This window comes from Brachybacterium endophyticum, from assembly GCF_003130585.1.
GTDB classification, from domain to species: domain Bacteria; phylum Actinomycetota; class Actinomycetes; order Actinomycetales; family Dermabacteraceae; genus Brachybacterium; species Brachybacterium endophyticum.
Map to the genome: position 1 here is coordinate 1 of NZ_QFKX01000009.1, position 22,359 is coordinate 22,359.

At 66.7% G+C, this 22,359-nt stretch carries 19 protein-coding genes and 1 tRNA gene; 9 read left to right on the forward strand and 11 right to left on the reverse strand.

Going from position 1 to position 22,359, the window contains the following annotated elements; translation table 11 throughout:
• Positions 1-357 precede the first annotated feature (357 nt).
• Entirely contained in the window at positions 358-912 is a 555-nt protein-coding gene (locus DEO23_RS15565) for a single-stranded DNA-binding protein (protein WP_165831883.1), read from the forward strand.
• Between the two features lie 10 nt (positions 913-922).
• Here the strand turns inward: DEO23_RS15565 and DEO23_RS16460 are convergent, their stop codons facing one another.
• Positions 923-1,510, reverse strand: a complete 588-nt coding sequence (locus tag DEO23_RS16460) for a PPA1309 family protein (RefSeq protein WP_109276953.1) — start codon at positions 1,508-1,510, stop codon at positions 923-925.
• A 141-nt stretch (positions 1,511-1,651) separates the two neighbouring features.
• Between DEO23_RS16460 and DEO23_RS15575 the strand changes: the two genes are divergently transcribed.
• Positions 1,652-4,789, forward strand: a complete 3,138-nt coding sequence (locus DEO23_RS15575; protein ID WP_109276954.1) for a UPF0182 family membrane protein — start codon at positions 1,652-1,654, stop codon at positions 4,787-4,789.
• A 116-nt stretch (positions 4,790-4,905) separates the two neighbouring features.
• A tRNA-Met gene (locus DEO23_RS15580) sits at positions 4,906-4,979 on the forward strand.
• A 309-nt stretch (positions 4,980-5,288) separates the two neighbouring features.
• Here the strand turns inward: DEO23_RS15580 and DEO23_RS15585 are convergent.
• The 4 genes from DEO23_RS15585 to DEO23_RS15600 all read right to left on the reverse strand — a co-directional run bounded on the left by DEO23_RS15585 (position 5,289) and on the right by DEO23_RS15600 (position 11,354).
• The gene (locus DEO23_RS15585) at positions 5,289-7,262 is read right to left on the reverse strand and encodes a hypothetical protein (RefSeq protein WP_109276955.1); all 1,974 of its coding nucleotides are present in this window, start codon (positions 7,260-7,262) and stop codon (positions 5,289-5,291) included.
• 435 nt (positions 7,263-7,697) lie between these two features.
• The gene (locus DEO23_RS15590) at positions 7,698-8,876 is read right to left on the reverse strand and encodes a GmrSD restriction endonuclease domain-containing protein (RefSeq protein ID WP_109276956.1); all 1,179 of its coding nucleotides are present in this window, start codon (positions 8,874-8,876) and stop codon (positions 7,698-7,700) included.
• Between the two features lie 5 nt (positions 8,877-8,881).
• Positions 8,882-10,069: an adenine-specific methyltransferase EcoRI family protein gene (locus DEO23_RS15595; RefSeq protein WP_109276957.1), complete on the reverse strand. Its 1,188-nt coding sequence runs from the start codon at positions 10,067-10,069 to the stop codon at positions 8,882-8,884.
• 115 nt (positions 10,070-10,184) lie between these two features.
• The gene (locus DEO23_RS15600; protein WP_109276958.1) at positions 10,185-11,354 is read right to left on the reverse strand and encodes an adenine-specific methyltransferase EcoRI family protein; all 1,170 of its coding nucleotides are present in this window, start codon (positions 11,352-11,354) and stop codon (positions 10,185-10,187) included.
• Positions 11,355-11,436: 82 nt separating this feature from the next.
• On the opposite strand from DEO23_RS15600, the gene DEO23_RS15605 reads away from it, so the two are divergent.
• The 4 genes from DEO23_RS15605 (at position 11,437) to DEO23_RS16545 (ending at position 13,464) form a co-directional block, all read left to right on the forward strand.
• Complete coding sequence (locus DEO23_RS15605; protein WP_133249895.1) at positions 11,437-11,910, forward strand: hypothetical protein; 474 nt, start codon at positions 11,437-11,439, stop codon at positions 11,908-11,910.
• A 59-nt stretch (positions 11,911-11,969) separates the two neighbouring features.
• Positions 11,970-12,785 (forward strand): helix-turn-helix domain-containing protein, encoded by an 816-nt coding sequence (locus tag DEO23_RS15610; protein WP_133249896.1) that lies wholly within the window; start codon positions 11,970-11,972, stop codon positions 12,783-12,785.
• 56 nt (positions 12,786-12,841) lie between these two features.
• Complete coding sequence (locus DEO23_RS16585) at positions 12,842-13,261, forward strand: helix-turn-helix domain-containing protein (RefSeq protein WP_109276961.1); 420 nt, start codon at positions 12,842-12,844, stop codon at positions 13,259-13,261.
• Between the two features lie 68 nt (positions 13,262-13,329).
• Positions 13,330-13,464 carry a hypothetical protein gene (locus DEO23_RS16545; RefSeq protein WP_276309465.1) on the forward strand — a complete coding sequence of 45 codons (135 nt, stop codon included), beginning with the start codon at positions 13,330-13,332 and terminating at the stop codon, positions 13,462-13,464.
• A gap of 1 nt (position 13,465) precedes the next feature.
• On the opposite strand, the gene DEO23_RS15620 is transcribed toward DEO23_RS16545, so the two are convergent.
• The 6 genes from DEO23_RS15620 to DEO23_RS16185 form a co-directional block, all read right to left on the reverse strand.
• Positions 13,466-13,645, reverse strand: coding sequence for a hypothetical protein (locus tag DEO23_RS15620; RefSeq protein ID WP_133249897.1), 180 nt, complete (start codon positions 13,643-13,645; stop codon positions 13,466-13,468).
• Positions 13,646-13,722: 77 nt separating this feature from the next.
• Complete coding sequence (locus DEO23_RS15625; RefSeq protein ID WP_133249898.1) at positions 13,723-14,406, reverse strand: hypothetical protein; 684 nt, start codon at positions 14,404-14,406, stop codon at positions 13,723-13,725.
• A complete protein-coding gene (locus DEO23_RS15630) occupies positions 14,403-14,678 on the reverse strand; it encodes a hypothetical protein (protein WP_109276964.1) in 276 nt (91 codons plus the stop codon). Before DEO23_RS15630 ends, DEO23_RS15625 begins: the two co-directional genes overlap by 4 nt.
• Positions 14,678-15,340 carry a hypothetical protein gene (locus DEO23_RS15635; protein WP_109276965.1) on the reverse strand — a complete coding sequence of 221 codons (663 nt, stop codon included), beginning with the start codon at positions 15,338-15,340 and terminating at the stop codon, positions 14,678-14,680. Before DEO23_RS15635 ends, DEO23_RS15630 begins: the two co-directional genes overlap by 1 nt.
• On the reverse strand, positions 15,337-16,239 hold the full coding sequence (locus DEO23_RS15640; RefSeq protein ID WP_109276966.1) for a hypothetical protein: 903 nt from the start codon (positions 16,237-16,239) through the stop codon (positions 15,337-15,339). The genes DEO23_RS15635 and DEO23_RS15640 overlap by 4 nt, the downstream gene beginning before the upstream one ends.
• Positions 16,232-16,381: a hypothetical protein gene (locus tag DEO23_RS16185; protein WP_165831884.1), complete on the reverse strand. Its 150-nt coding sequence runs from the start codon at positions 16,379-16,381 to the stop codon at positions 16,232-16,234. Before DEO23_RS16185 ends, DEO23_RS15640 begins: the two co-directional genes overlap by 8 nt.
• A 562-nt stretch (positions 16,382-16,943) precedes the next feature.
• Here DEO23_RS16185 and DEO23_RS15645 point away from each other — a divergent pair.
• Together DEO23_RS15645 and DEO23_RS15650 are read left to right on the forward strand one after the other, a co-directional pair.
• A complete protein-coding gene (locus tag DEO23_RS15645; RefSeq protein WP_165831885.1) occupies positions 16,944-18,350 on the forward strand; it encodes a type IV secretory system conjugative DNA transfer family protein in 1,407 nt (468 codons plus the stop codon).
• A 584-nt stretch (positions 18,351-18,934) separates the two neighbouring features.
• Complete coding sequence (locus tag DEO23_RS15650) at positions 18,935-22,324, forward strand: AAA family ATPase (protein ID WP_109276968.1); 3,390 nt, start codon at positions 18,935-18,937, stop codon at positions 22,322-22,324.
• The last annotated feature ends 35 nt before the right edge of the window (positions 22,325-22,359 follow it).

Below are 22,359 nucleotides of genomic sequence, written 5' to 3' on the forward strand. Positions count from 1 at the left end.
GGTTGCTCCCTGCGAGCGGCCCCGCAGCCCGGGCGCTCGGCCCGATGACCCGGGCTGGGTGAACGGACCGACGGCCCCGGCGTCCCTCCCTCACGGGTGGGATGCCGGGGCCGTTCGCTGTCCGGGGCGTGCGTGCCGGCGCGGGCGTGTGCGCTGTCGCAGTGGACCTTCCTGCCGTCCGGGCGCGGTCACCGGATGGTCCCCGCCCTTCTCCTCGGGAGCACGCCCGGTCCTCCACATCCCGAGGTTCTCCCCATCTGTGGGGACGCCGTGGCGAGGTGGGCGCCTGCTCGGGACCCTGGGTCATCGGCACGGAGCCGACGGCGGGACCGCCCGCCCCTCAGGAAGGACACAGCCATGAGTCTGAAGGACGTGTACGTCACCATCCGCGGCAACGCCTGCAAGGACGCGGACCTCACCGGGAACTCCCTCGAGGAGACCGTGGGGGTGCGTGTGGCCGTCACTCGCCGTTACTTCGACAGGAGCGAGCAGCAGTACAAGGACGTCAGGACCACGGACTACTACAACGTCTACGGCACCAAGACGCTCGGGAAGAACATGCGGGCCTCGATCCGCAAGGGTGACCCGGTCATCGTGACCGGTCGCCTGAACTACTCGGAGTGGGCCAAGGAGGACGGCACCGAGGGCCACAGCATGGTCATCCGCGCCGATGCGATCGGCCACGACCTCACGTTCGGCACCACGTCCATGCGGCGTTCCGGGCGGGCGGAGGAGACGCCCTCGATCGAGTTCGCGTCCGGCGAGGCCAACCCCGGGGTGAGCATCGTGCGACCGGCTGTAACGGGGGCCGACGGTGCCGGCGAGGACGAGCTCGCGGGCGCCGATGCGGCGGTGACGGCAGATGCCTCGGGAGAGCTCGCGGGGCAGGGGAGCGGGAACACTCCGTTCTGATCCCGAGGGGTCACTCCTCCTCGGTGACCGCCTGCCGGATCGCCTCGGTGACATCGGGGAGGAGGCGGACACCGAGTGCGACCTGCTCCTCGTCCCCGCGGCGCACGGCGCAGAACACCGTCCCGTCCTCGAGGGCCGCGACGGCGGCGCGCATCCGCTGACCATCGGTGGAGGCCGACGCCGGCGCAGACCCGTCGGCGCCAGTGAGAGGGCTGCGCTCCTCGCGCTGCGCGGGGGAGAGGTCGAAACATCCGGCGAGTCCGGCGATCCCTTCCGGCCATTCGAGGGAGGACAGCGACTCCAACGGGTCGGCGGTCGCCGGCGGCGCCTCGAGCTCGACGGACGTCAGGTGCTGGGAGTCCTGGGCGAGGGAGAGGGCGACGTCGTCACCGAGCACGGCCGCCAGGGAGGGCTGCTCGGCCAGCAGCTGGGCGCTGCGCAGCAGGGCGAACCAGCGCACCTGGGTCAGCTCCTCCGCGTCCTCCTCGACGTGGCGGAGCACCTCGAGCAGGGCCGCCGCCAGAGCGGCCTGTGCCGGATCGAGGTCGTCGGCCGGGGACGACTCCGGGGCGCCACCGTCGAGAGGGGTCTCGCTCATCACATTCCTTCCAGGGAGACCTGGCAAGATGGGAGTACCACCGTTGCATTCGGTCGGCCCCCACTGTATCCGGAGCGTTGTCGCCCCACCGGCGCCGAAGCCTCTGATGCGGTGCTCATCCCCACACCCCAAGAGGACCTCGTGAGCTTCTCCGCACCGTTCGGCGACCAGCCCCGACCGCAGCCGGCAGAGTCCGGCCCCTCCCGGCCGCCTCGCCGTCTCTCCCCGCTCTCGATCACGATCGGGGTGCTCGCCCTGCTCGTGATCCTCTTGCTGATCGCCGCGACGGTGTGGACCAGGTACCTGTGGTTCGACCAGCTCGGCTTCGTCGACGTGCTGGCCACACGATGGATCACCGAGGGCCTGCTGTTCCTGGCCGGGTTCCTGCTGTTCGCGATCCCGCTGTACGTCTCCTTGCGCCTGGCCTACACGCACCGGCCCGTGTATCCGCCGGTGACCCGTGAGCAGGAGGCGATGGAGCAGTTCCGCTCGGCGGTGGATCCGCTGCGGCGGGGGATCACGATCGCGGCCCCGATCGTGATCGGTGCGTTCGCGGGGCTGGCAGCTACCCGCCGCTGGCAGGACGTGCAGCTGTTCCTGCACCCGCAGACCTACGGGAAGGCCGACCAGGTCTTCGATCTCGACATGGGCTTCTACGTGTTCACCCTGCCGGTGATCACCATGATCATCTCGTTCCTGCAGTTCATGCTGCTGGTGTGCGCCGTCGCCGCCGTGGCCGGGCACTTCGTGTACGGCGGGGTCAGCTGGACGCAGGAGGGCGGGCTCGAGGTCACCACCGCCGCACGTCGCCACCTCGGCATCGTCGCGATGATCTACGTGCTGCTGCTCGGCGTGGGGCACTGGTTCAACCGCTACAAGATGCTCACGGGAGAACACGACCGCTTCGACGGTGCCTCCTACACCGACGTCAAGGCGATCCTGCCGGCCCAGACGATCCTCGCGATCGCCGCCGTGATCGTCGCGGCCCTGTTCGCTTTGTGGATCTGGCGGGCCGACTGGAGGATCCCCGCGGTCGGCGCCGGCCTGATGGTGCTCTCGACCCTCGCGGTCGGCACCGCCTACCCGTGGGCGATCCAGCAGTTCAAGGTGACGCCGAACGAGCGCGCTCTCGAGCAGCCCTACATCCAGCGCAACATCGATGCGACACGGGATGCCTGGAACGTCGCCGACGTCTCGGAGACCTCGTACTCGGCGTCCACGACGGCTGAGGCGGGAGCGCTGCGCTCGGACGCCGACACCACCGCCCAGATCCGTCTGCTGGACCCCTCGATCGTCTCGCCGACGTTCGAGCAGCGTGAGGCCAACCGCCAGTACTGGGGCTTCGACCAGGTGCTCAGCGTGGACCGCTACAAGATCGACGACCGCCTGCAGGACACCGTGGTCGGTGTGCGCGAGCTGCGTCCGGACAAGTTCCAGCTGGACAGCCGCGGCTGGGTGAACCGCCACATCGTGTACACCCACGGCTACGGTGTCGCCGCGGCCTACGGCAACCAACGCAACTCCGACGGCGAGCCCGACTTCCTGCAGTCCGGCGTGCCCGGCAAAGGCGAGCTCGGCGACTTCGAGGAGCGCGTCTACTTCGGTCGTCACTCGCCGGACTACTCGATCGTCGGCGACACGAAGGGCTCGACCCCGGAGGAGTTCGACTATCAGACCGGGACCGACGCCAAGAACGAGGGGACCCAGCACAACAACACGTTCTCCGGCGACGGCGGACCGAAGATCGGCGGGTTCTTCAACCGCCTGCTCTACGCGATCAAGTTCCGCGACCCCAACATCCTGATCTCCAGCTACGTCAACTCCGACTCCCAGATCCTCTACGACCGTCAGCCGCAGGAACGCGTGCAGGAGGTCGCACCGTTCCTGCAGCTGGACTCGGAGATGTACCCGGCGGTCGTGGACGGACAGCTGGTGTGGGTGATCGACGGCTACACCACCTCGGACGCCTACCCGTACTCCACGAGCCAGAACCTGGACACGGCGACCGTCGACTCCAAGACGGCCGAGGAGGACGTCAGCAACAACTACGGCGACAAGCACGCCAACTACATGCGCAACGCGGTCAAGGCGACCGTCAACGCGTTCGACGGCAGCGTGAACCTGTACTCCTGGGACACCGAGGACCCGATCCTGAAGTCCTGGCAGGAGGTCTTCCCGAACTCTCTCAAGCCGGCCTCGCAGATCTCCGGAGACCTCATGAGCCATCTGCGCTACCCGGCCGACTACTTCAAGTCCCAGCGCGAGATCCTTGCGAAGTACCACGTGACCGAGGCCGACGAGTTCTTCGGCCAGCAGGACTTCTGGCAGGTCTCCCCGGACCCGACTGCCCAGGCCACCCAGAACGCCGACGGCAGCAAGGGCAGTCAGCCCCCGCAGCCGCCCTACTACCTGACGATGCAGATGCCGGGGGAGAAGTCCCCGCGCTTCACGCTGTCCTCGAACTACATCCCCTCCCAGGGCCAGGGCGGGCAGAACGTGATGACGGGCCTGCTCGCGGTGGACTCCGAGACCGGTGACTCCAAGGGCAATCCCGCCGAGACCTTCGGGAAGATGGATCTGCTGGTGCTGCCGACCACGAACCCGGTGAACGGACCGGGGCAGGTGCAGGCCACCTTCAACGCCGAACCCAACGTGTCGCAGGCTCTGAACCTGCTGAAGTCGGGTAACTCCGAGGTCATCAACGGAAACCTGCTGACGGTGCCTGTCGGTGGCGGTCTGTTGTACGTCCAGCCGGTGTACATCCAGTCCTCCTCCGCCGGCGGCGGCACCCAGTACCCGCTGCTGCAGATGGTGCTGGTCTCCTTCGGCGACAAGATCGGCTTCGCGCCGACGCTCGACGAGGCGCTGGACAAGGTCTTCGAGGGTGACTCCGGTGCGAAGGCCGGCGACGCCCAGGTGCAGTCCGACGGCGTCTCCGGATCGGTGGACACCGAGAGCGGGGCGGCCGACAAGTCCGGTGGCGACTCCGGCGGTGAGGACGAGTCGTCGAAGGACTCCGGAGGCGGAGACGCCAAGGGGTCTGCGGACTCCGGCACTGCCCAGCAGCGGCTGGACCGGGCACTGACCGACATGGACCAGGCCAACAAGGATTCCGACGCCGCCATGAAGAAGGGCGACTGGGATGCCTACGGCAAGGCCCAGGACCAGTTGGCCGACGCGCTGGAGCGAGCCGTGGACGCCAACAGCGAGCTCAACGGCTCGGGAAGCTCCGGTGCGGCGAGCGACGGCGGCGGGGCCAGCGACGGGGGAGCGGGCTGATGCGCCGGATGCGTGCCTGACCAGGCCTGTCGGAGGGCGGGGACGTGTCGTGCCCCACGTTCCCGCCCTCCCGGCTGGACTCCTTCCAGGGGGTGTCCTAGAGTTGAACATGTCGCCGCGGGGTGGAGCAGTTCGGTAGCTCGCCGGGCTCATAACCCGGAGGTCGTAGGTTCAAATCCTGCCCCCGCTACGAATAGGGCCCCTCACCAGCAGAAATGCTGATGAGGGGTCCTTCTTTTTGCTCCGAGGCCGGGCAGCTATACGCAGACCTATACGCAAGATCTCGGCCGAAATGCGCGGGCGTGCGCACGACCGTCAAGCGTCGGCGTCGGTGCGCCATGGTGCGGAGTGGGTTCGCGTTCTTCCGCGTTGACCCTGTTCGTGTAGGCGCGCAGATGACGACCAGACCTCAGAGGGCGCGAGCGTTGGATGTGCGGCACGAGGCAGCAGTTATGCATCGCAACGGCGCGGAGACCGTTCGAAGAAGGTCCGCAGTCCCTCAGTTCGTCTTGGTATTCGTCAGGTGCGTGCCGATGTACCCGATGTAGGCGTGCGTGCGCCCGTCCTTTTTTCCGATCGTGTAATACAAGCGCGGTGCGTTCTGGTCGCGGTTAGTCGGCGCGAAGTGGGCGGTCATGAAGAGCTTCCCGGAGGGGTCGAGATCGGTCGGCACTGTGAACGTCCGCTCCTTCCGCCACCTGCTGTTGTTCTGGACGCTCTCGGACTCGTTCGGTCGGTGCCGTGCCTGGGGGCACTTCCGCCCGACGACGCGATCACCTGCTCCGAGGTAGTTGTGGACGTTGCCACGGAATCCGTGCTCGTCCACCTCCTTGGCGAAGTCCATCAGGACGAGGACGTACTCCCAGAACGCGGTCGCGTACAGGCTGGACCTGTCGATCACGTCGATCTCGGCCGCGCGGTCGAGCGTCTTCTCCCAGTCGGTGAGGGTGACGTACTTGCGGACCTCCTCGAAGTCCTTCTCGTCGGTGAGGCGCTCGACGATGTTCACGACGCTGACCGGATCGGCCTCCCAGAGATCCGCCGGCCTCTCGATGAATTCATAGTGATCCGGGCGCTGTGCTCGCCATGCCTCGAGCTGTCGGGTCTTTCGCTGAGCGTCTTGACGTTCCGACTCGGCGACCGCCCGCTCGAAGCGCTCCGTCTCGAGGTGCCCCTTCAGCTCGGCGACTTTGTCCTCGAGCATCTCGTTTGCGGACTGCAGGGTGTCCGTCGTCTCTTGGGCGGTGCGGACGACGGCTTCCTGACGCTCGAACCGCTCTGAGAGTGCCTGTAGCGCCTGCTCGTCCAGCGTCTCGCGGCCGAGGACCCGACGGACCAGGGCCGAAAGCCGATCCATTAACGGGGCGCGTGGTTCCGGGACCGCGACGGGGGACGGCTCGACAATCTTTTCGGATGCATGCTCCGGGGCCGACACCGGTTCCTGCGCGACGGCAGGGCTCGGCATGAGCTGGGAGAGCGGCCTTTGGACGGGGGAGCTCGGTGCGACGGTGTCGGCCGCCGGCGGCTCTTCGGTGATGACCAGTCGTTGCCGCTGCAGCAGGCGGGTTGCTCGAGAGAGGTCTCCGGGAAGCTCCTTCTCCAATAGTTGTAGGCGCGGGGAGACGGAGACCAGGCGCTTAGTGCGCTCGTCGAAGATGAGCCGCTCGGACTTGCCCGATGTTGCAGGCGTTCGCACGAGCCCATTGACGACCGTCTTCGTGGTGAGTACCCGATGGCGACGCGCATCGAGCCGGTCATCGAGCGCGACCCCGGGGACGAAGGTGCGAAGAGCTCCGAGAGGCAGGGAGTGGGCCGCGCCAAGGTGGTCGTTGAGGATCCGGTGCGCTTCCTGATCCAGCACGAAGAACGAGGCGCAGCCGATCGTCTCCCTCGTGATCGAGTCGACGGCACGACGCCAGAGCTCGTCACCGACGTCAGGGATGGGTGCGGCGATCACAAGGGAGAGGGAACGCTCCTGGTCGGTGATGTGGCCGAACAGATCCTCCACGTCGTCGCCGCGCACCATCGTCGGCTCCGGGAGGATCGGCACAGCACCGTCGAAGGCGGGCACGGTCTCGAGGGTGTTGCGGACGATCCTCGGTGGTGACGGCAGGATGCTCTCCCCGTTGCGGCCTCGCCCCTCGCTCTCGATCCACATGGTCTGGCGGTAGCGCCGCGCATCGCGATCACTCATCGCGTATACCCGGGTGGTCCAGACGCCTTGGCCGTTGCCTTCGACGAACTCGAGGAGCTCCCGGTGCAGTCGGCCGTCGTGGCTCGTGTTCACCAGCACCGTGAGGCGAGCCCGGTCACCGAGCTCGTGCACTCCCGGCCCGTCCCAGTCGGCTCGCTCAATCGACCGGGTTCGCCCCTTGAGCTTGCTGCGCAGCCAGTAGTGCATCTGATCCTCGGCGACGCGCACCGCGTCGGCGGTGTCCTTGAGCTGCAGAATCGAGCGATAACCGATGCTCACGTTAGGGTTCCCCGCTTCATGGACTCAGTGGAATGTGGGCTTCCTTGACTATCCCAGATCAGCCAGACGTACGAGTTGGATGAGCCGAAATCGATGGTCCCAGCCCATTGAAATGCGGGGGCCCAGGGATCGCGCGTCAGCGGAACCAGCGAACCCACTTTCAGTGCAACGTCTCGGTGCGGAGTCGGACGATCTCGGTGCGCACCGGGTCGACCGCGTCGCCTCCCGGTGACAGCGACTCGCCGTCGCCGCCCGGCATACCTCGACACGGTGACGACCCCACTTTCCGGCGTCCGCGGGGCCGTGGGGAGAGGTCCAGAGATCAACGGTTGCCCGTGACCAGGTTATGGGGTCGACAGAGCACCTGGCAGTTCTCGAGCGTCTAGATCCACTACCGGTTGGCTGAGCTAGCGGGTAGCTAGCGACCTGCTCGGCTCAGCGGTTGCCCTTTGCGCGGTTGTGACTCTGGCAGAGCATTTCGCAGTTCGCGAGGTTGGTCGATCCCCGGTTGGACCAGGCGGTGACGTGGTCGGCCTCCATCTCCTTGAGGGTGTAGATCCTACTCTTGTTGGCGTTCGTGCCGACCGCGCACAGCGGGCAGTTCGAGATGTCCTTCTTCTTAGCGGCATCGGTCTGGCGCTTGTATGCCTCCTTCTTCGTGGCCGGGTCGAACAAGCGCACGTCGAGCAGGCGCGTGTCGGTGCCGCCGCCGAGGAGGTACTCGTAGACGCCCTTCTCGTTGTTCACCGCCGGGTCGTCGAGCAGATCCGTCATCTGCTCCGTCATGTCGCCGGAGCGGTAGGAGCGGTGGTGGTAGGTCTCGTAGAGCCGTCCCCACTCGAGGCCGCGCATGGTGCGGTGCGGGGGAGCGGTGAAGATGCTCGAGACCCACTCGATCACGGTGTCGAAGTAGGTCTGCAGCTCGCGGATGCCTGTGTCCTGGCGGTGTGCAGCCATGTAACCGTCGATGCTGAGACCCTGCGGGGCCGCGACCCACTCGAGAGCGACCTCAAGAACACCCTGCCGGCGCGGGTCGCCGTTCACGTAAGCGGCCCACTTCTGCTGCAGGGCGCTCTGGCTGTTCGAGAAGCGTGCCTTCGCCGCGGTCACGAACGGGCCCGAGTAGATGGCGTTGCGCAGCTCCTGAGGCGCGAGCGGGATACCGGCGATGTTGATGGTCTGGAACCACTCCTTGATCTCGGCCTCGGTGCCGGAGCAGATGTAGACCAGCAGATCGCTGTCCATGATCCGGTCGCGATCCTCGGCAGGCAGCGAGGAGAAGGTCTGTTCGCGTCCGTCACGCTCGATCGCGAACTTCCCGGTCACGAAGCGGCCCACCGAGGTGATCCGCTGCTGGCCGTCGAGCACCTCGAGGTGTGGTGCGCTCTGAGCGCCAGTGTCGACGAAGTAGATGAGCCCGAGCGGATAGCCCTTCAGCAGCGACTCGATGACGGCGACGTCCTTCTTGCCGTCGCCGTAGATGTAGTGGCGCTGGTATTCAGGCTGGATGACGAGATCGCCGTCGAGGCCGAAGAGGCCCTTCGCCTCGAGCTCGTTGTACACGAAGCCCTTCGTCACCGCGGCGACGGTGTACTGGTGCAGTTCGGTCTTCATCGGGCTCAGCCCTCCTTCGTTGCAGAGTTGCGGTGGCGGATGAGGACCCTCATGTACGGCACAACCGGCCTACCCGCATTGTTGTAGTAGCAGAGATCGGGATGACCTTCGCTGATCTGTCCGGTCTGACCGGACTTGTAATAGGCGTCGACGAACTCTTTCGACATGCCGCGAGTCTTCGCGTATCGACTGAGGTCGACGATCTCGAACTGCTCAGGGTTGAACCGGTCCAAGAAGGAGATCGGCACACCCATGACCCCATTGAAGTCGCTCGGGATCGCGTCGCTGTAGGGCACCTCGATCGCGTCGAAGTTGTCGTACTGGCGATATGCTGCGCTGCCCTCGAGGCTCTTGATGAGCTTCTTGTTGAAGCGGAGGTTGTCCGCGGTGCTCATGAGCTCCATGGGCTGGTGTCGGCGGCCGTGCTCAAGGTTGGTGAACCAGCAGGAGTTGCCGAGCCGCGTGTAGTCGTGCCGCTCGTCGGAGGGGTAGCCCATCCGTGCAGCCTTCGCCCGATCCGCCTCCTTGACCGTCGCGCCCTTCGGAACCCCGAACACCATGTCGGTGTTGTTGGCGGTGGCCCCCTTCCACAGACGGTTCTCCTTGATCAGCGGGAAGATCTGCGAGTAGGTGATCGCGTTCTGGTTGCCGATGATCGAGAACCGCTTGTTCCCGACGGTCAGCCAACGGACGAACTCACGGAACAGGGAGAACGGTGGGTTGGTGACGATGATGTCGGCCTCATCCCGCAGAGCCGTGACCTCGGAACTGCGGAAATCGCCGTCGCCCTCGAGGTAGTCCCAGCGCAGATTCTCGATGTTCACGACGCCGTCGCCGTTGACGTCGTCCCGCTCGAGCACGAACACCTTGCCGTTCGAGTGCGTCTTCTCCGCATCGAATTTCGGGTCCTCCATCTCGAACAGGGTCGGCTCGGGCGGCGCAGGCTTGGAGTCCGGAGCGTAGGACGTGGAGATGAGCTTCTTCAGGCCGAAGTCGGTGAAGTGCAGAGCGAAGAACTTGGCGAAGTTGCTCCACTCCGGGTCGTCGCAGGGGCAGAGCACGACCTTGTCCCGGAAGACGTCCGAGTCGTACTCGAGGTAGGCGTTCATCTCGCGCTCGATATCGGCCCATTGGGTGTAGAACTCGTCGTTCTTGGCCGCCTTCGCGGCGCTGAGGTTCGCAGTCCTCGCCATGTCTCCCCGTCTCGTCATTGTCGTCGACTCTGTCGGCAATTCCACCTCGCGAGGCAGTGACTCGTGATGGTTTTCCAACGTGATGTCGGTGCCGTAGGTGCAATGCCGCTTGTGTTCAGCTCCCCTTCGGGGCGGGGTTGCGATGGCGGATGAGGATGCGCTTGAACGGCCAGTACAACTTCGGCTCGGTCAGGCCCAGCTTCCTGTGGCCAGGGCTCACGCTGCCTGTGCCACCCTGCGCCTTGTACCGCTCCACGTACTCGCGGCCAAGAGGTGAGACTCCCAGCTCTTCCATCTGGCTCATGTCCTCGGCGTTCCCCAGGATTTCGAACTGTTCAGGGTCGTACCTCTGGAAGAAGGTGCTTGGCACCCCCATGATCCCATCGAAATCACTGGGGATCGCATCGAGGTAAGGGACGTCGATCGCCTCCGGGAAGTTGTAGTACCTGCGATAGCCGATTCCGCGGACCTCCTTGTGCTTCGAGTATCGCTCATTGTCGGACATGCGGAGCAGCTCCATGGGCTCATGCCGACGTCCATGGTCGATGTTGGTGAACCATGAGCAGTTGCGGAACTTCACCAGGCCGGTCTCTTCGTTGTAGACGTCCTTCGCGTAGTCGACTTTCTCGGGAACGCGGAAGAACGCGTTGCCGGCGTTGAATCCGCGGCCCACCCACATGCGGTTCGTCTGGAAGTAGTGGAAAGTCTCCTTGTAGTTGGTCGCCCCGCTCGGTCCGATGATCGAGAAGAGCTTGCCGGACTCCATGAGCCAGTCGATGAACGTGCGAATGAGGCTGAATGGAGGGTTCGTGATGATGATGTCGGCCAGGTCGCGCAGTGCGCGTACCTCATCGCTGCGGAAGTCGCCGTCTCCTTCGAGGTACTCCCAGCGGAGATCGTCGAAGTCGACCTTCCCGTCGCCGGAGACGTCCTCCGGGGTCAGTGTGAAGACGCGCCCTCGCTCTGCGGACTTGCTGGCGTCGTAGCCCGGATTCTCGAGTTCGAACAGCGTGGGCTCATAGAAAGCGCCACTCGCATTGTTGTTCGGGGCGTAGCTCGTGGAGATGAGCTTCTTCAGTCCGTATTCGGTGAAGTGGAGTGCGAAGAACTTCGTGAAGTTGCTCCACTCCGGATCATCGCACGGGAGCAGGATCGTCTTGTCGCGGAACACGTCGGGGTCGTACTCGAGGTAAGCGTTCATCTCGCGCTCGATGTCGGCCCACTGCGTGTAGAACTCGTCCTTCTTCGCGGAGCGTGCCGCGCCCAAGTTGCTGTTCTTCGCCATGCCGTCCCCATGTTCATATCACTCGTCGTTGCGTCCTATTCTACCTGAACATGCAGACACTCAGTGCCGGTTTGCATGGATCGTGTCGTCGATTCGTGACCTCTTCTTGAGCGCAGAGTTGCGATCTGAACGTGACTCCATCGGCGCAGCCGATGCGGGCGGACGCCCGAAAGAGATCGGCACGATCGCTGGCAACCGCGCGCTGCGCGATCGCCGAATGCGGAGCTTCGTCATGCCTGACACCCTCATCATCTACCCGCTGATCGAGACCACGCGCTCCGCCTCGGCGTTCACCGCGATGAAGCAGTGGATCCACGAGCACGAGATCGCGCTCCTCGAGGTCACCACGGCCCGCGACGGGCACAGCCTGACAACCGTCGGCGACGCCGAGATCTTCGAGGGCGCGAACCGCGCTCCGGGCCAGACCGAGCACGTGGCCTCCCGCGGCGACGATCGCGCGATCATTATCGCCTCGCCTGGTCTTGAGTCCCTCGGGCGACTCGATACAGCCTCCAGCGTCGCCTCGGTTCGATCGGGGCATGTCAAACGGTATTGAAGGCACCGGTGACGGTTGCGATGCTTGTAGTACTGATCAGTACTGACTAGAGTTCTGTCATGAACGAGCGCATGCAGCGACGGCTGGAGATGAACCTGACCCAGGCGGAAGCGGCCCGGCGGGCGGGCCGGAGCCTTGACACCTGGCGGAAGTGGGAGGCGGATCCGTCGTCGGTAGGGGAGGAGTCTCGACGCCGATGTTCAGCGGTCCTGCGTCTCGAAGTGCATGAAGTGCCTGTGGGATCGGACGTCGGTGACCTCTATGTCCGCACGTGGGGCGAGTGCCCGTTCATGACTCCTCGGCAGGCCTATGCGATCAGCGTCCAGCTCGACGTCTGGAACGACATCGAGATCTCGGAGTGGGTGCAGAGCCCGGATGAGCCGCTGTACACCGTTGGGCCATTCGAGTCGTTTGATCTCCCGGTCATGATGCTCGTCGGGGAGAATCGGGCCTGGGCGGCGGGCGTGGCTCAGCGGTGCGCGGTCATCGCGCGCGAGATCGAGAGCGGCGTGCTGCCTTGTGATCGCCCGGGCCCCTACATCGACGAGGTGCTCTTCGGGGCAGCGAGCAATGCCGCACGAGGGTGGGCGGAGATCGACCCTTCGCTCGTGGAGCCCGTGCCGGCGCGCGAAGAGACGAGGGGTGACGCGGGCGATGATGAGTACAGGGTCGGGGATGACTACTGGGGTGAGCTCTACGACGAGTTCGACGACCGCAGCCGCTGGACTGACTATGACTACCCGTTGCTGAAAGACAATCCCGCCCTCCGTCATCTCCTCGACGAGCGTCCACCGCTCACATGGCTCGACCCGCCGTTCGATCCAGATCCGGACCTGAGGGCGCTACTTAGCATGATGCCCGGCGTCGAGGGGTAACACGTGCGAGGTGTGGACAACGGATCGGACTGCTATAGCTGGTCTACCCTCGGTGCATGACCGGCCTCGGGCACCTCCCGCGCTTCGTGCCGCTCGAGCACGTGCAGACGGAGCTGTCGATCTCGTACCAGCAGGCTCTCGCCCTCGTCAGATCGGGTGAGCTGCGTGCAATCAAGGTCGGCGGCCGTGGGCAGTGGCGGGTGTCGCTCGAGGCGCTCGAGCAGTACATCGACGCGAGGTACGCCGAGACCGCGGCGATGGTCTCGAGCTGCGTTGGCCAAGGGCTGCCAGCTCCAGACTGCGACTCCGGGTACCCGATCGAACAGATCGTCAGAGAGCTCGGTGAGGAGCACCGTGACTCGCTCCAGGAGTACGTGATGATGCGCGCGAGCGTTGACTGCCCCGAGCACGGCATCGTTCTGTACGCGGTCGATGCCGAGCGGTACGTGGAGCAGGGGACCTCGCGCCCTAAGTAGTCCCGTCGGCGGCTCCGTCGTGGCAGGATCGCGGCATGCAACGACGTGACCCGAAAGCTTCAGATCCCTTGGACGAGTCCGTCAAGGACGACCTGACCGACGACGAGCGTGCAGTGCTCGCTGACCCCTCGGTCTGGGAGGCGGCGGCCCGCGCGAGCGAACGCGGCGGCGTGAACCCACGACGCCGGCTCGAGGAGGGCTGAGTCAACGCGCCTCGGTCCACCACGACGGGAGCGAGTGGCCAGATCTCTCGATGACCCTGATGGCCTCGTCGACCGCATCGGGATCGTCATGCACTTCCTCGAGGGCGGTGCGTAACAGCGCGTCGACATCCCTCGATGTGCGGATGTAGTCCGCGGCGTCGAAGCGGTCGTCCTTGTTCATGCGGCGATTCTCCAACTGTGACTGGGACGAGGCGAGGGTGCAGGGCGGTGCGCTGGACACCGCCCTGCACCGGAACCTCACAGCACGAACCCTGCGAGGTCCTTGCCCGCCTGACCGCACATGCGGGTGAACTCCCCGAACTCCGCGTCATAGTGCACGTTCGCCGGCCCGTCCTGGTCGGGCATATCGGTGTAGCGCAGCGTGGTCTCATCGATTGTCAGCGTGTCTTCGTCGCTGACATCGATCTTGGGCGAGTTGCCCTCCCACCTAGCGGCGGTGAGCCCGTCGCCGTCAGAGTGCAGGCTCGCGTACGTCTCGAAGTCGACCGTTCCGATGCAGGTGTAGGAGACGTAGTGCAACTGGTTGTCCTTGATCTGCCAGGACTCGATGGTGGGGGAGAAATTCTGGATCGCGCGGAGGTAGGTCACGGATCCCTCGGAGCGGTCGATGAGGTTGATCCCGGCGAGGGGCGGCGATGCGCTCGCGGGGGGCGGAGCACCGCCTCCGTCGCTGGGCTGGGCGGCCGCGTCTCCGCCTTCGCTGGACTGTGCCACAGTCCCGCCTCCATCGCTCGTCTGGGCGGTCGGTGCCGGGGACGGCGCAGGGGTGGTCGCAGGGGCGGCGGCCGGCGCTGTGGCGGTGGGCGATGATGCCGGCTGCTGGGCCGCCTCGCGGTCTGCAGCTGCCCCCGGGTAGCCGCAGCCGACCAGGGCGACCGCTCCGAGGGCGAGCAGGCTTGTCACCTTTGCGGTGGTCCTCATGGCTGGGTCCTCTCCGTCTTGACGTCGTCGGGGGTGGGGATCGTGCGGCTGCGATGCCTGATGGCGGACAGCAGGTCGGTCAGCAGCATGGGGGCGCAGATGAGCAGTCCGATGCCGGTGCCGACCCCTCCGGCGACCCATAGGGTGATGCCGCCGTGAGCGTCGGCCCCGGCGAGGAGCCAGTAGCCAGCGGTGAACGCGGTGGCGTACGTGATCGCGATCGCCAGCAGTCGCAGGGCGAGAGGGCTCGAGGTCTCGTCTCCCCTGCTCATTACTCGACCCCCTCAGGGCCCTGAACCTCGAGGCTGCGGGGCCTGGCGCGGGGGCGCTGGTCCAGGTCGTTGAAGTGGTCCACCGGCAGCGGCGGCACTGGCCTGGCACCCGTGACGGGCTCGGCTGCAGCGGGGGCGGCAGTCGGGGCTCCCGTGCGGTGAGTGCGGGAGCGGACGGCCCGCAGGAGGCCCGCGAACAGCGTCGGGAAGCAGATGAAGGCCGCGATCACGCCGCCGGCGGCCAGCGCCATCCAGATGTTCGTGAAGACGGTCAGCGCCCAGGTGACCGTCTGGCGCAGGAGCACGAAGGCGACGCCGTAGCCGATCGAGATGAGCACCAGGCGCAGCAGAGAGCTGTGGTCGATGTACGCCTGGATCATCCCGGCGATGGCCTTGAGGGCGTTGCGGCCCTCTTCGATGCGGGCGTCCTCGCTCGGCCCGTCGCCGAAGACGATGAAGCCGTTCCGGATCATGAGCTGGAAGAGCATCGCCAGCACCGCCGACGTGCCGGTCGCGGCGATCTCGATCAGGCCCCACTGGGTGAGGCCGTAGGCGAGCGAGACGAGCGAGCCGATGGCGAGGAAGGTCGCGAGGACCCGCCAGATGTGGGCCCCGGAGTCGAAGTTCGTGTTGTGGATGTGGATGTCGGGCTGGATGGTCATGACAGCTCCTTCTCGGTGGTGGTGGTGACGGTGGGGATGATCTGCGCGACGGCCTCGATGTCGATGTCGTCGATGTCGAAGGGGTCGTCGTCGAAGACGGGATCGGGGTCGTCGGCCTCGGGCTCGGGCTCGCTCGGCAAGTCCGGGATGATCTGGAAGCCTGCGTCCTCGAGCGCCGGCTCGGCGTCCTCGTCGATCTCCGTGGCGGCGGGCACGGCCGCCGCGGCACCGCCGAGGATCCGAACCGAGGTGTCGACCGCTCTGCCGTCGCGGGACTTGGCGGTCGCCGTCGCACGACGGACGGTCGGTGCGACCCATGCCCACGACCAGGCGCGGTACACGCTCCACAAGAGGCCGAGGATCACCTGGATCTCGAGGAAGGAGACGGTGCCTGCGGCGTACCAGCGCGAGAGCGCAGCAGGGGCGAGCAGCCCGCCGCTCGCCTCCTCGTACATGGCGGCGAGGCTGTAGATCAGGACAAGGTCCAGCCCGAGGCGTCGCGCCATCACCGCCGCGACGGCGAGCACGGCGGCGAGCAGCAGCGGCGGCCAAGGGCACGAGGCGTAGGGACGCAGGACCGTGCGCCACAGCAGGTAGCTCACGTGGCTCACCACCCAGGCGACCCCGACGACGAGCGGCAGCGCGTAGCAGAAGAGCATCACGTAGGCGATCGCGCCGAGGGCCGACGTCTTGGTGTCGTCGTGATGGGTCCACTGCGCGAAGCGACCCTTGGTGATCTCCTCGTGCAAGGCGGAGTCTCCGACGCCGGTCGCCGCGCGCTCCCGTTTGCGGGCGGCACGTGCGAGCAGGTCCGCGCGACGCATCGCGGCGTGGCGGTCCCACCAGCGCCGGCCCTTGATCCACGCGGCGCGCTCGGCCTCGTACAGCGGCTCAGGCATGGCCGAGCGCCTCTGCATGGAGGGGCAGGAGCCCGGCCGCAGCTGCGAGCGGGGATGTGGTGGTACCGGCGACGTAGCCGATGAAGAAGACGGTGAGGCAGGCGACCACGAGGATGATCGCGCCGAAGACGAGTCGCCACATGGCAGACCCTCCGATCCGGAGTCCAGCGTCGGGAGCAGTGCCCGACAGCAGAGCCGACAGAACGAGGCGCACCGAGAGATGGCGCGCTGCTTCGTACGGTGGTGGCCGCCGCGGACGGTCGGCCGATGAGCTCTCGTGGAGCTCCGGATGCCCTTATTCTACTGGACCATCTTGATTAAAATCAAGTGGTCCCGGTAGAATTTCCACCATGAAGGTGGTTCTCCCTGACGACGACTCGCGGCACCTCGGACGACTGGTGAGGTCCGCGGAGAAGCTGCGGCCTGCATCCCAGGGTCGAACGGTCCGCGTGAGCGCCGTCGCGTGGGTGCGGGGTGCGATAGCCGCCGCCAGGAAGGACAAGGACCTCGCGCGCCGTATTGCCGAACAGATACCTGATACAGGGCGCGGAGGAGTGCGGCCGGGGGCCGGCCGTCCAACAGGTCGTAAGGACACGAAGGAGCCGCAATGAGCATGGAGGAAGCCAAGCCGCAGGCAGGACATGGGAAGGCTCAACCCCGAGGGTGATCCGCCCTCGGGGCACAGAAAGCAAAGGAGTCCGAACATGATCAACAGGTCGAGCGGTCGTCGGGGGCAGAGCACAATTCCGGAGGAGCCTCGCCCCTACGTGGGGTTCGCGATGGACGCGACGGGGCAGACGTCCGGCCTCGCCCAGGGCGGGGTGCACACGCTCGTGCTCGCTGGCTCGGGTGTGGGCAAGAGCCGGCGCGTGCTGGTACCGAGCATCTGCCTGTGGGAGGAGAGCGTCGTCGCGGTCAGCGCCAAGAGCGACTTGGCGGAGATGTCCGCGCGCATCCGCGCGAGCCGTGGCGGTCCGATGTACGTCATGGACCTCACTGGTCAGGCGGACTGGGCCAAGCTGCCGGACGACGTCATCCGCGTCGCGAGCGACCCGTGCGCGCTCCTCACGTGGGATGAGAACGGGTCGAATGACGACTCGGCGCTCGGCCTCGCCGAGCTGCTGACGAAGCTCGGCACGCTCGGTATGGGCGGGACCGGGGGCGGGGGCGGCGACAGCGCCTTCTGGATGCAGCTCGCGCTCGGCACGCTCGCCTGTCTCGTGCAGGCCGGTGGCTACTACCCGGATCCTGAGACAGGTGAGCACATCTGGGGTGGCGGCATCGACTGGGTGATGCGCGCGGCACTGGACACCGGCGACGGCGAGGAGGACGCCGAGGGCGACCTGACGACACCGAACTGGAACACTGCGGCGCGGCGTGCCGCGCTCATGGATTCCGCGCATGTGGACGAGGTCATCGCCAGCAAGCTGCTCGACCCCAAGCAGCGCGACTCGATCGGCATCAACCTCCGGGTGGCGCTCGGCAACTGGAAGAAGCGAACCGTCCGCGGGAAGGCAGGTGATGTGCCGTTCAGTCCCGACCTGCTCGAGCAGCCGGGCTCGACGCTGTACCTCGTCTCCCCGGATGACGGTGGCGGTGCGAGCGCGGCGGCATCGGTGATCGAGTCCTTGGTGCGGCATTGGAAGCAGCACGCGATCACTAGGCGCCTCCCGAAGATCCAGATGGTGATCGACGAGTGCCCGCAGATCTGCCCGCTGCCGAACCTCGACCAGTACATCGGCGTGATGCGCAGCTACGGGATGCACTTCCTGGTGGCGACTCAGCACTCGAGCCAGTTCGAGAAGAGGTTCGGCGAGAAGGATGCCAAGGTCCTGCTCAACATCTTCCCGTCGATCCTCGTCGGCGTCGGTGCGATCGAGAAGGAACTGATCGACCAGGCGGCGTGGACGGTCAAGCCCACCGAGCGCAAGGTGTCCTCGATCGGCTCGGGCGGACAGGAGAACGTCTCCGCCGACCAGACGACCTCGCTCACGGGAGCGGAGCTGCTGCCTCGCTCCATGGACGAGGCCCGTCTGATCGTGCGGGGTCTGCCCGGCACGCTCGTGAAGCTCGTGGACTACGAGCACATGATGAGCCGCGCCGCCGCGTGATCGGCAGCATCCGCAGCTGAGCTAGGAGCAGCGCCCCGGCCATACGGTCGGGGCGCTTCCTTGTGCCCTGCGGCGCGTGGACGCGGCCTCACTCCGGACGCCGCCCCGGACCTCGAGACGACCCCGGCGCTTCCGCCTCGCGACCGACCACCCACCACCGCAGCAGCGACGACCTCGGACATCACCGACGTCGGCCGTTCCGGCAGGCGTGCCCACGACCTCCCGGTCGGCTGATGACCCCCGAGGCCGATGACTTCACCACCGTCGACCCGCGCACGCGCGAGAGGCTGACGCGTCGACGTTGAGCGTGTGCACACCCCCGCGCGAGTACGTGTACACACGGCGACCGGGGGCGCGCACACACGGCAAGGGAAAAATTGAGGCACACAATCTAACTCGCTGCGCGAGTTAGCGGACCCTTGCGGGTCCAGGTGCTCGAAGCGTAAAATGGAAATAGTTAGACCCGCGAGTTCTCCTGCCAGAGCTTTCGCGCATTCATCGTCTCCGGACGGTCATATTCACCTTACTGATGTGGCCCCCGTCCGGCGTGCCCGGACTCTTCCGGACAGAGACGGAGCAGGCAGATGAGTAAGGGCGGTGTGGTTACCTTCCGCGGCTCGGCCAGCGCTGCCGAGAACTACCTGCGCGAGACGTATCTGCGTGAGGGAGCGGACCTCCCGGTCACCCACATCGCCGTGGAGAACGGCCAGGCGTCGGTCCGTGACATCGACGGCGAGCAGTTCCGTCGCTGGATGGAGCACCGCGACCCGTTCGATGCCGATTCGCCCGTGCGCGGTCAGCAACGCGGGGGACAGCGGAAGTCGCCGGTTTACCACGAGGTACTCGTGTCGTCCTCGAAGTCCCTCTCGCTGGCGGCAGCTGCGAACCCCCGGATCGGTGAGGCGCTCGAGGCTGCGATGGCGCGCGCGTCGGTCGCGTCGGTGGAGGCGTTCGCAGAGCACGCGGTAGGTCGTGCCGTCATGCAGACCCGCGGTCCGCAGATCGCGGTGCGTGCCACTCGTGTCGAGGCGACGCACGTGCAGCACACGAGCTCGCGTGGGGGAGACCCGCACTACCACCGTCATATGCAGCTCCTGCCGAGGGTGCAAGTGCACACCCGCAAGGGGCTGGAGTGGAAGGCCGTCGACGGGTCGATGGTGTACGCCGCGGCGGGTCGGATGTCGGCAGCTGCGGACCTCGCGATGTCGACGGATCCGGAGCTGCGCCGCGTCATCGCGGAGGAGCGTTACACGTGGGAGCCCGGCGTCGGCGGCGGCAAGATCGCCGAGTTCGAGCCGTTCGTGGACGACTTCTCCTCGCGGCGGGACCAGGTCGCGGCGCACAAGGAGGCGGCCGAGGCGTCGTGGCGTTCGGAGAACCCGGGCAAGGAGCCGAGCGCTCGGGAGCTGCGCGCGTGGGATCAGCTCGGGTGGGCGACCGATCGTCCGGAGAAGAAGGCGACGGCGAAGACGGCGGCGGACGTGATCGAGGACCAGGCGCTGCGACTGGCCGAGGTCGTTCCGCAGAACGAGTCACGCATCGTCGTGCGCCAGGACCCGTCGACCATTGACCCCGACGTGATCGCCCGCGAGGCGGTCAAGGATCTCGAGGCGCACAGCACGGCGTTCTCTCGCATGGAGCTGCTGGCGGCGATCGATCGTCGGGTGGCCGACACCTACGTCATGCGCGGGGACGCGCTCACGGTGCGGTCCGCGGCGATCGAGGCGGCGACCGGTGAGGTGCTCGAGCTCGACGGGCTCGACCCCCAGAACGACGCCAAGCGCACGCGCTTCACGACCCGTCGCGTGGTCGCCAACGACAGCGAGGTGTCGCGTCGGCTGCAGAAGCGGGCGCAACGGGGCGGGCACAACGGGCACGTGGCCGCGGACCGCGGTGGCTTCTCGCTCAGCGAGGACCAGGCGGCAGCGGCGCGCTCGATCACTGGTGACCATGCGCTCGTGGTCGTCGAGGGCGCTGCGGGAAGCGGCAAGACCACGATGCTCGAGGCGGCGAACGAGGAGCTGCTGGCACAGGACCGTCGTCTGGTCGCGATCTCGCCGACCAAGCGCGGCGCGCTGGAGATGGGGAAGTCGATCGGCGCGCAGGCGACGAGTGTGCACAGTCTGCTGGTCGCCGCGGGCGCGTCGTTCGATGACCGTGGGCGCTGGACGCTCCCCCTTCGGTGGAAGCCGCAGTCGGACGAGTGGCGCATGAACAAGGACACCGTCCTGGTCGTCGATGAGGCCGGCATGCTCGACAAGGAGACGGCGTGGGCACTGCACCGGTACGCGGACGAGCAGGGTGTCGGCAGCATCGTGCTGCTCGGCGACTCCAAGCAGCTGCCGGCCGTCGGTCGCGGCGGCTACCTGCGTGATGCGTGGGGTGCGACGACGGCGTACCACGACCTCAAGGACGTCCGGCGTTTCCGGATCGCTGATGGCAAGAGCACGACGCCGCAGATCGACACCGAGTACGCCGACGCGTCGCTGAAGCTGCGCGAGCGGGAGGAGCCCGAGGCGTTCGTCGCATTGCTGCAGGCGCGCGGTCAGGTGCGCACGGGTGAGGTCGACGAGGTCCTCGGCCGAGTCGCGGAGACGGTCGCGCTGGAGACGGAGGCCGGCGAGAGCTCGATCGCCGTCGCATCGACCAACACGGTCGCGAGCCGCATCAACCGTGCCGTCTACGACGAGCTCGTCGCCCGCAGGACGATCGACGCAAGCGTGGTCGTGCAGGGCCGGGACGGCGATCCGATCGCCAAGGGCGCTCGCGTCGCGACCCGACTGAACGACAAGGAGATGGACGTCGCGAACCGGCAAGTGTGGGAGGTCCACTCTGTGCAGTGGGGCGGGTCGGTCATCGTCAAGGACGTCGAGTCGGGTCATCACCGGACGTTGGATCCCGACTACGTGCAGGACAACCTTCAGCTCGCGTTCGCGGTCACCGCGCACGGCGCGCAGGGCATGACGGTGGACACCGCCCACATGGTGCTGTCGGACCAGACCGACGCTGCCGGGCTCTACGTGGGCCTCACCCGTGGCCGGTACGCGAATGTCCTGCACGCCGTCGCCGTCGCCGAGGACGAGGCCGACGTCCTCGAGCAGTTCACCGCCGCCGTCTCCCGTGTCCGCGGGGACGAGGGTCTGAGCGCCGTGCAGGAGACGATCGCGCGCGAGCGCGTCCAGCAGACGGCCATTGAGGCTCAGCCTGAGCGGGATTCGCTGGACCTGTCGCTCGAGGAGGGGACGTTCGAGCTCGAGCCGAAGCGTCGTCGTCGGTGGGCTCTCGAAGGGGTGGATGCCGGGGAGTCGGCGCAGGAAGCCCCGGTCGCGACGCGTGACGCGCTGGAGGACTACCGCGGCGAGTACGCGAAAGAGATCTCGGTGCTGCACCAGCGGGCGTTAGAACGCTCCCGTGAGAACTACCCGGCCGGTGGTGAGTGGCGTTGGGATATCGAGGCGGCTGAGGAGCTCCTGAGCGCTGCTGAAGAAGCTCAGCAGGCGATGCAGCAGCGCCCCGGCACCCCGGACGCCTTCCGCGCGCAGCTCGAGGGTGTGCGGGCGGAGTTCGCCGCGCAGCAGCGTGCGCAGGAGCAGATTCGTCGGGCCGAGCAGGAGCGTGTGGCGGCGGAGGCACGTGATCAGCGCATCGCCGAGGTACTGGCCGACGCGAGGGTCCGCTTCCCGGGCGAGACGAAGCAGCTCGCCCTGGCGCGTCGCACGGAGCTCACGACGGCGGACCCGTCGATGTCGCCGGATGAGGCGACGCGCCAGATCCGGCGCGAACTGAACGATGCCGCCGCCAACGGGACGCTCATCGACTCGCTGCAGGGCATCCGCACCCAGAACCACCGTGCGCAGATCGAGAAGGACCGTAACCAAGGGTGTCGCCCCCTGTCGGTCCACGAGCGACTGGCACGGGTCAACCAGCGAAGCCGGGAGAGGGAGGCGAGCCAGGACCACGGCATGGAGCTCTGAGCAGTACTCGCAAGCAGTACCCACCACGAGATAGG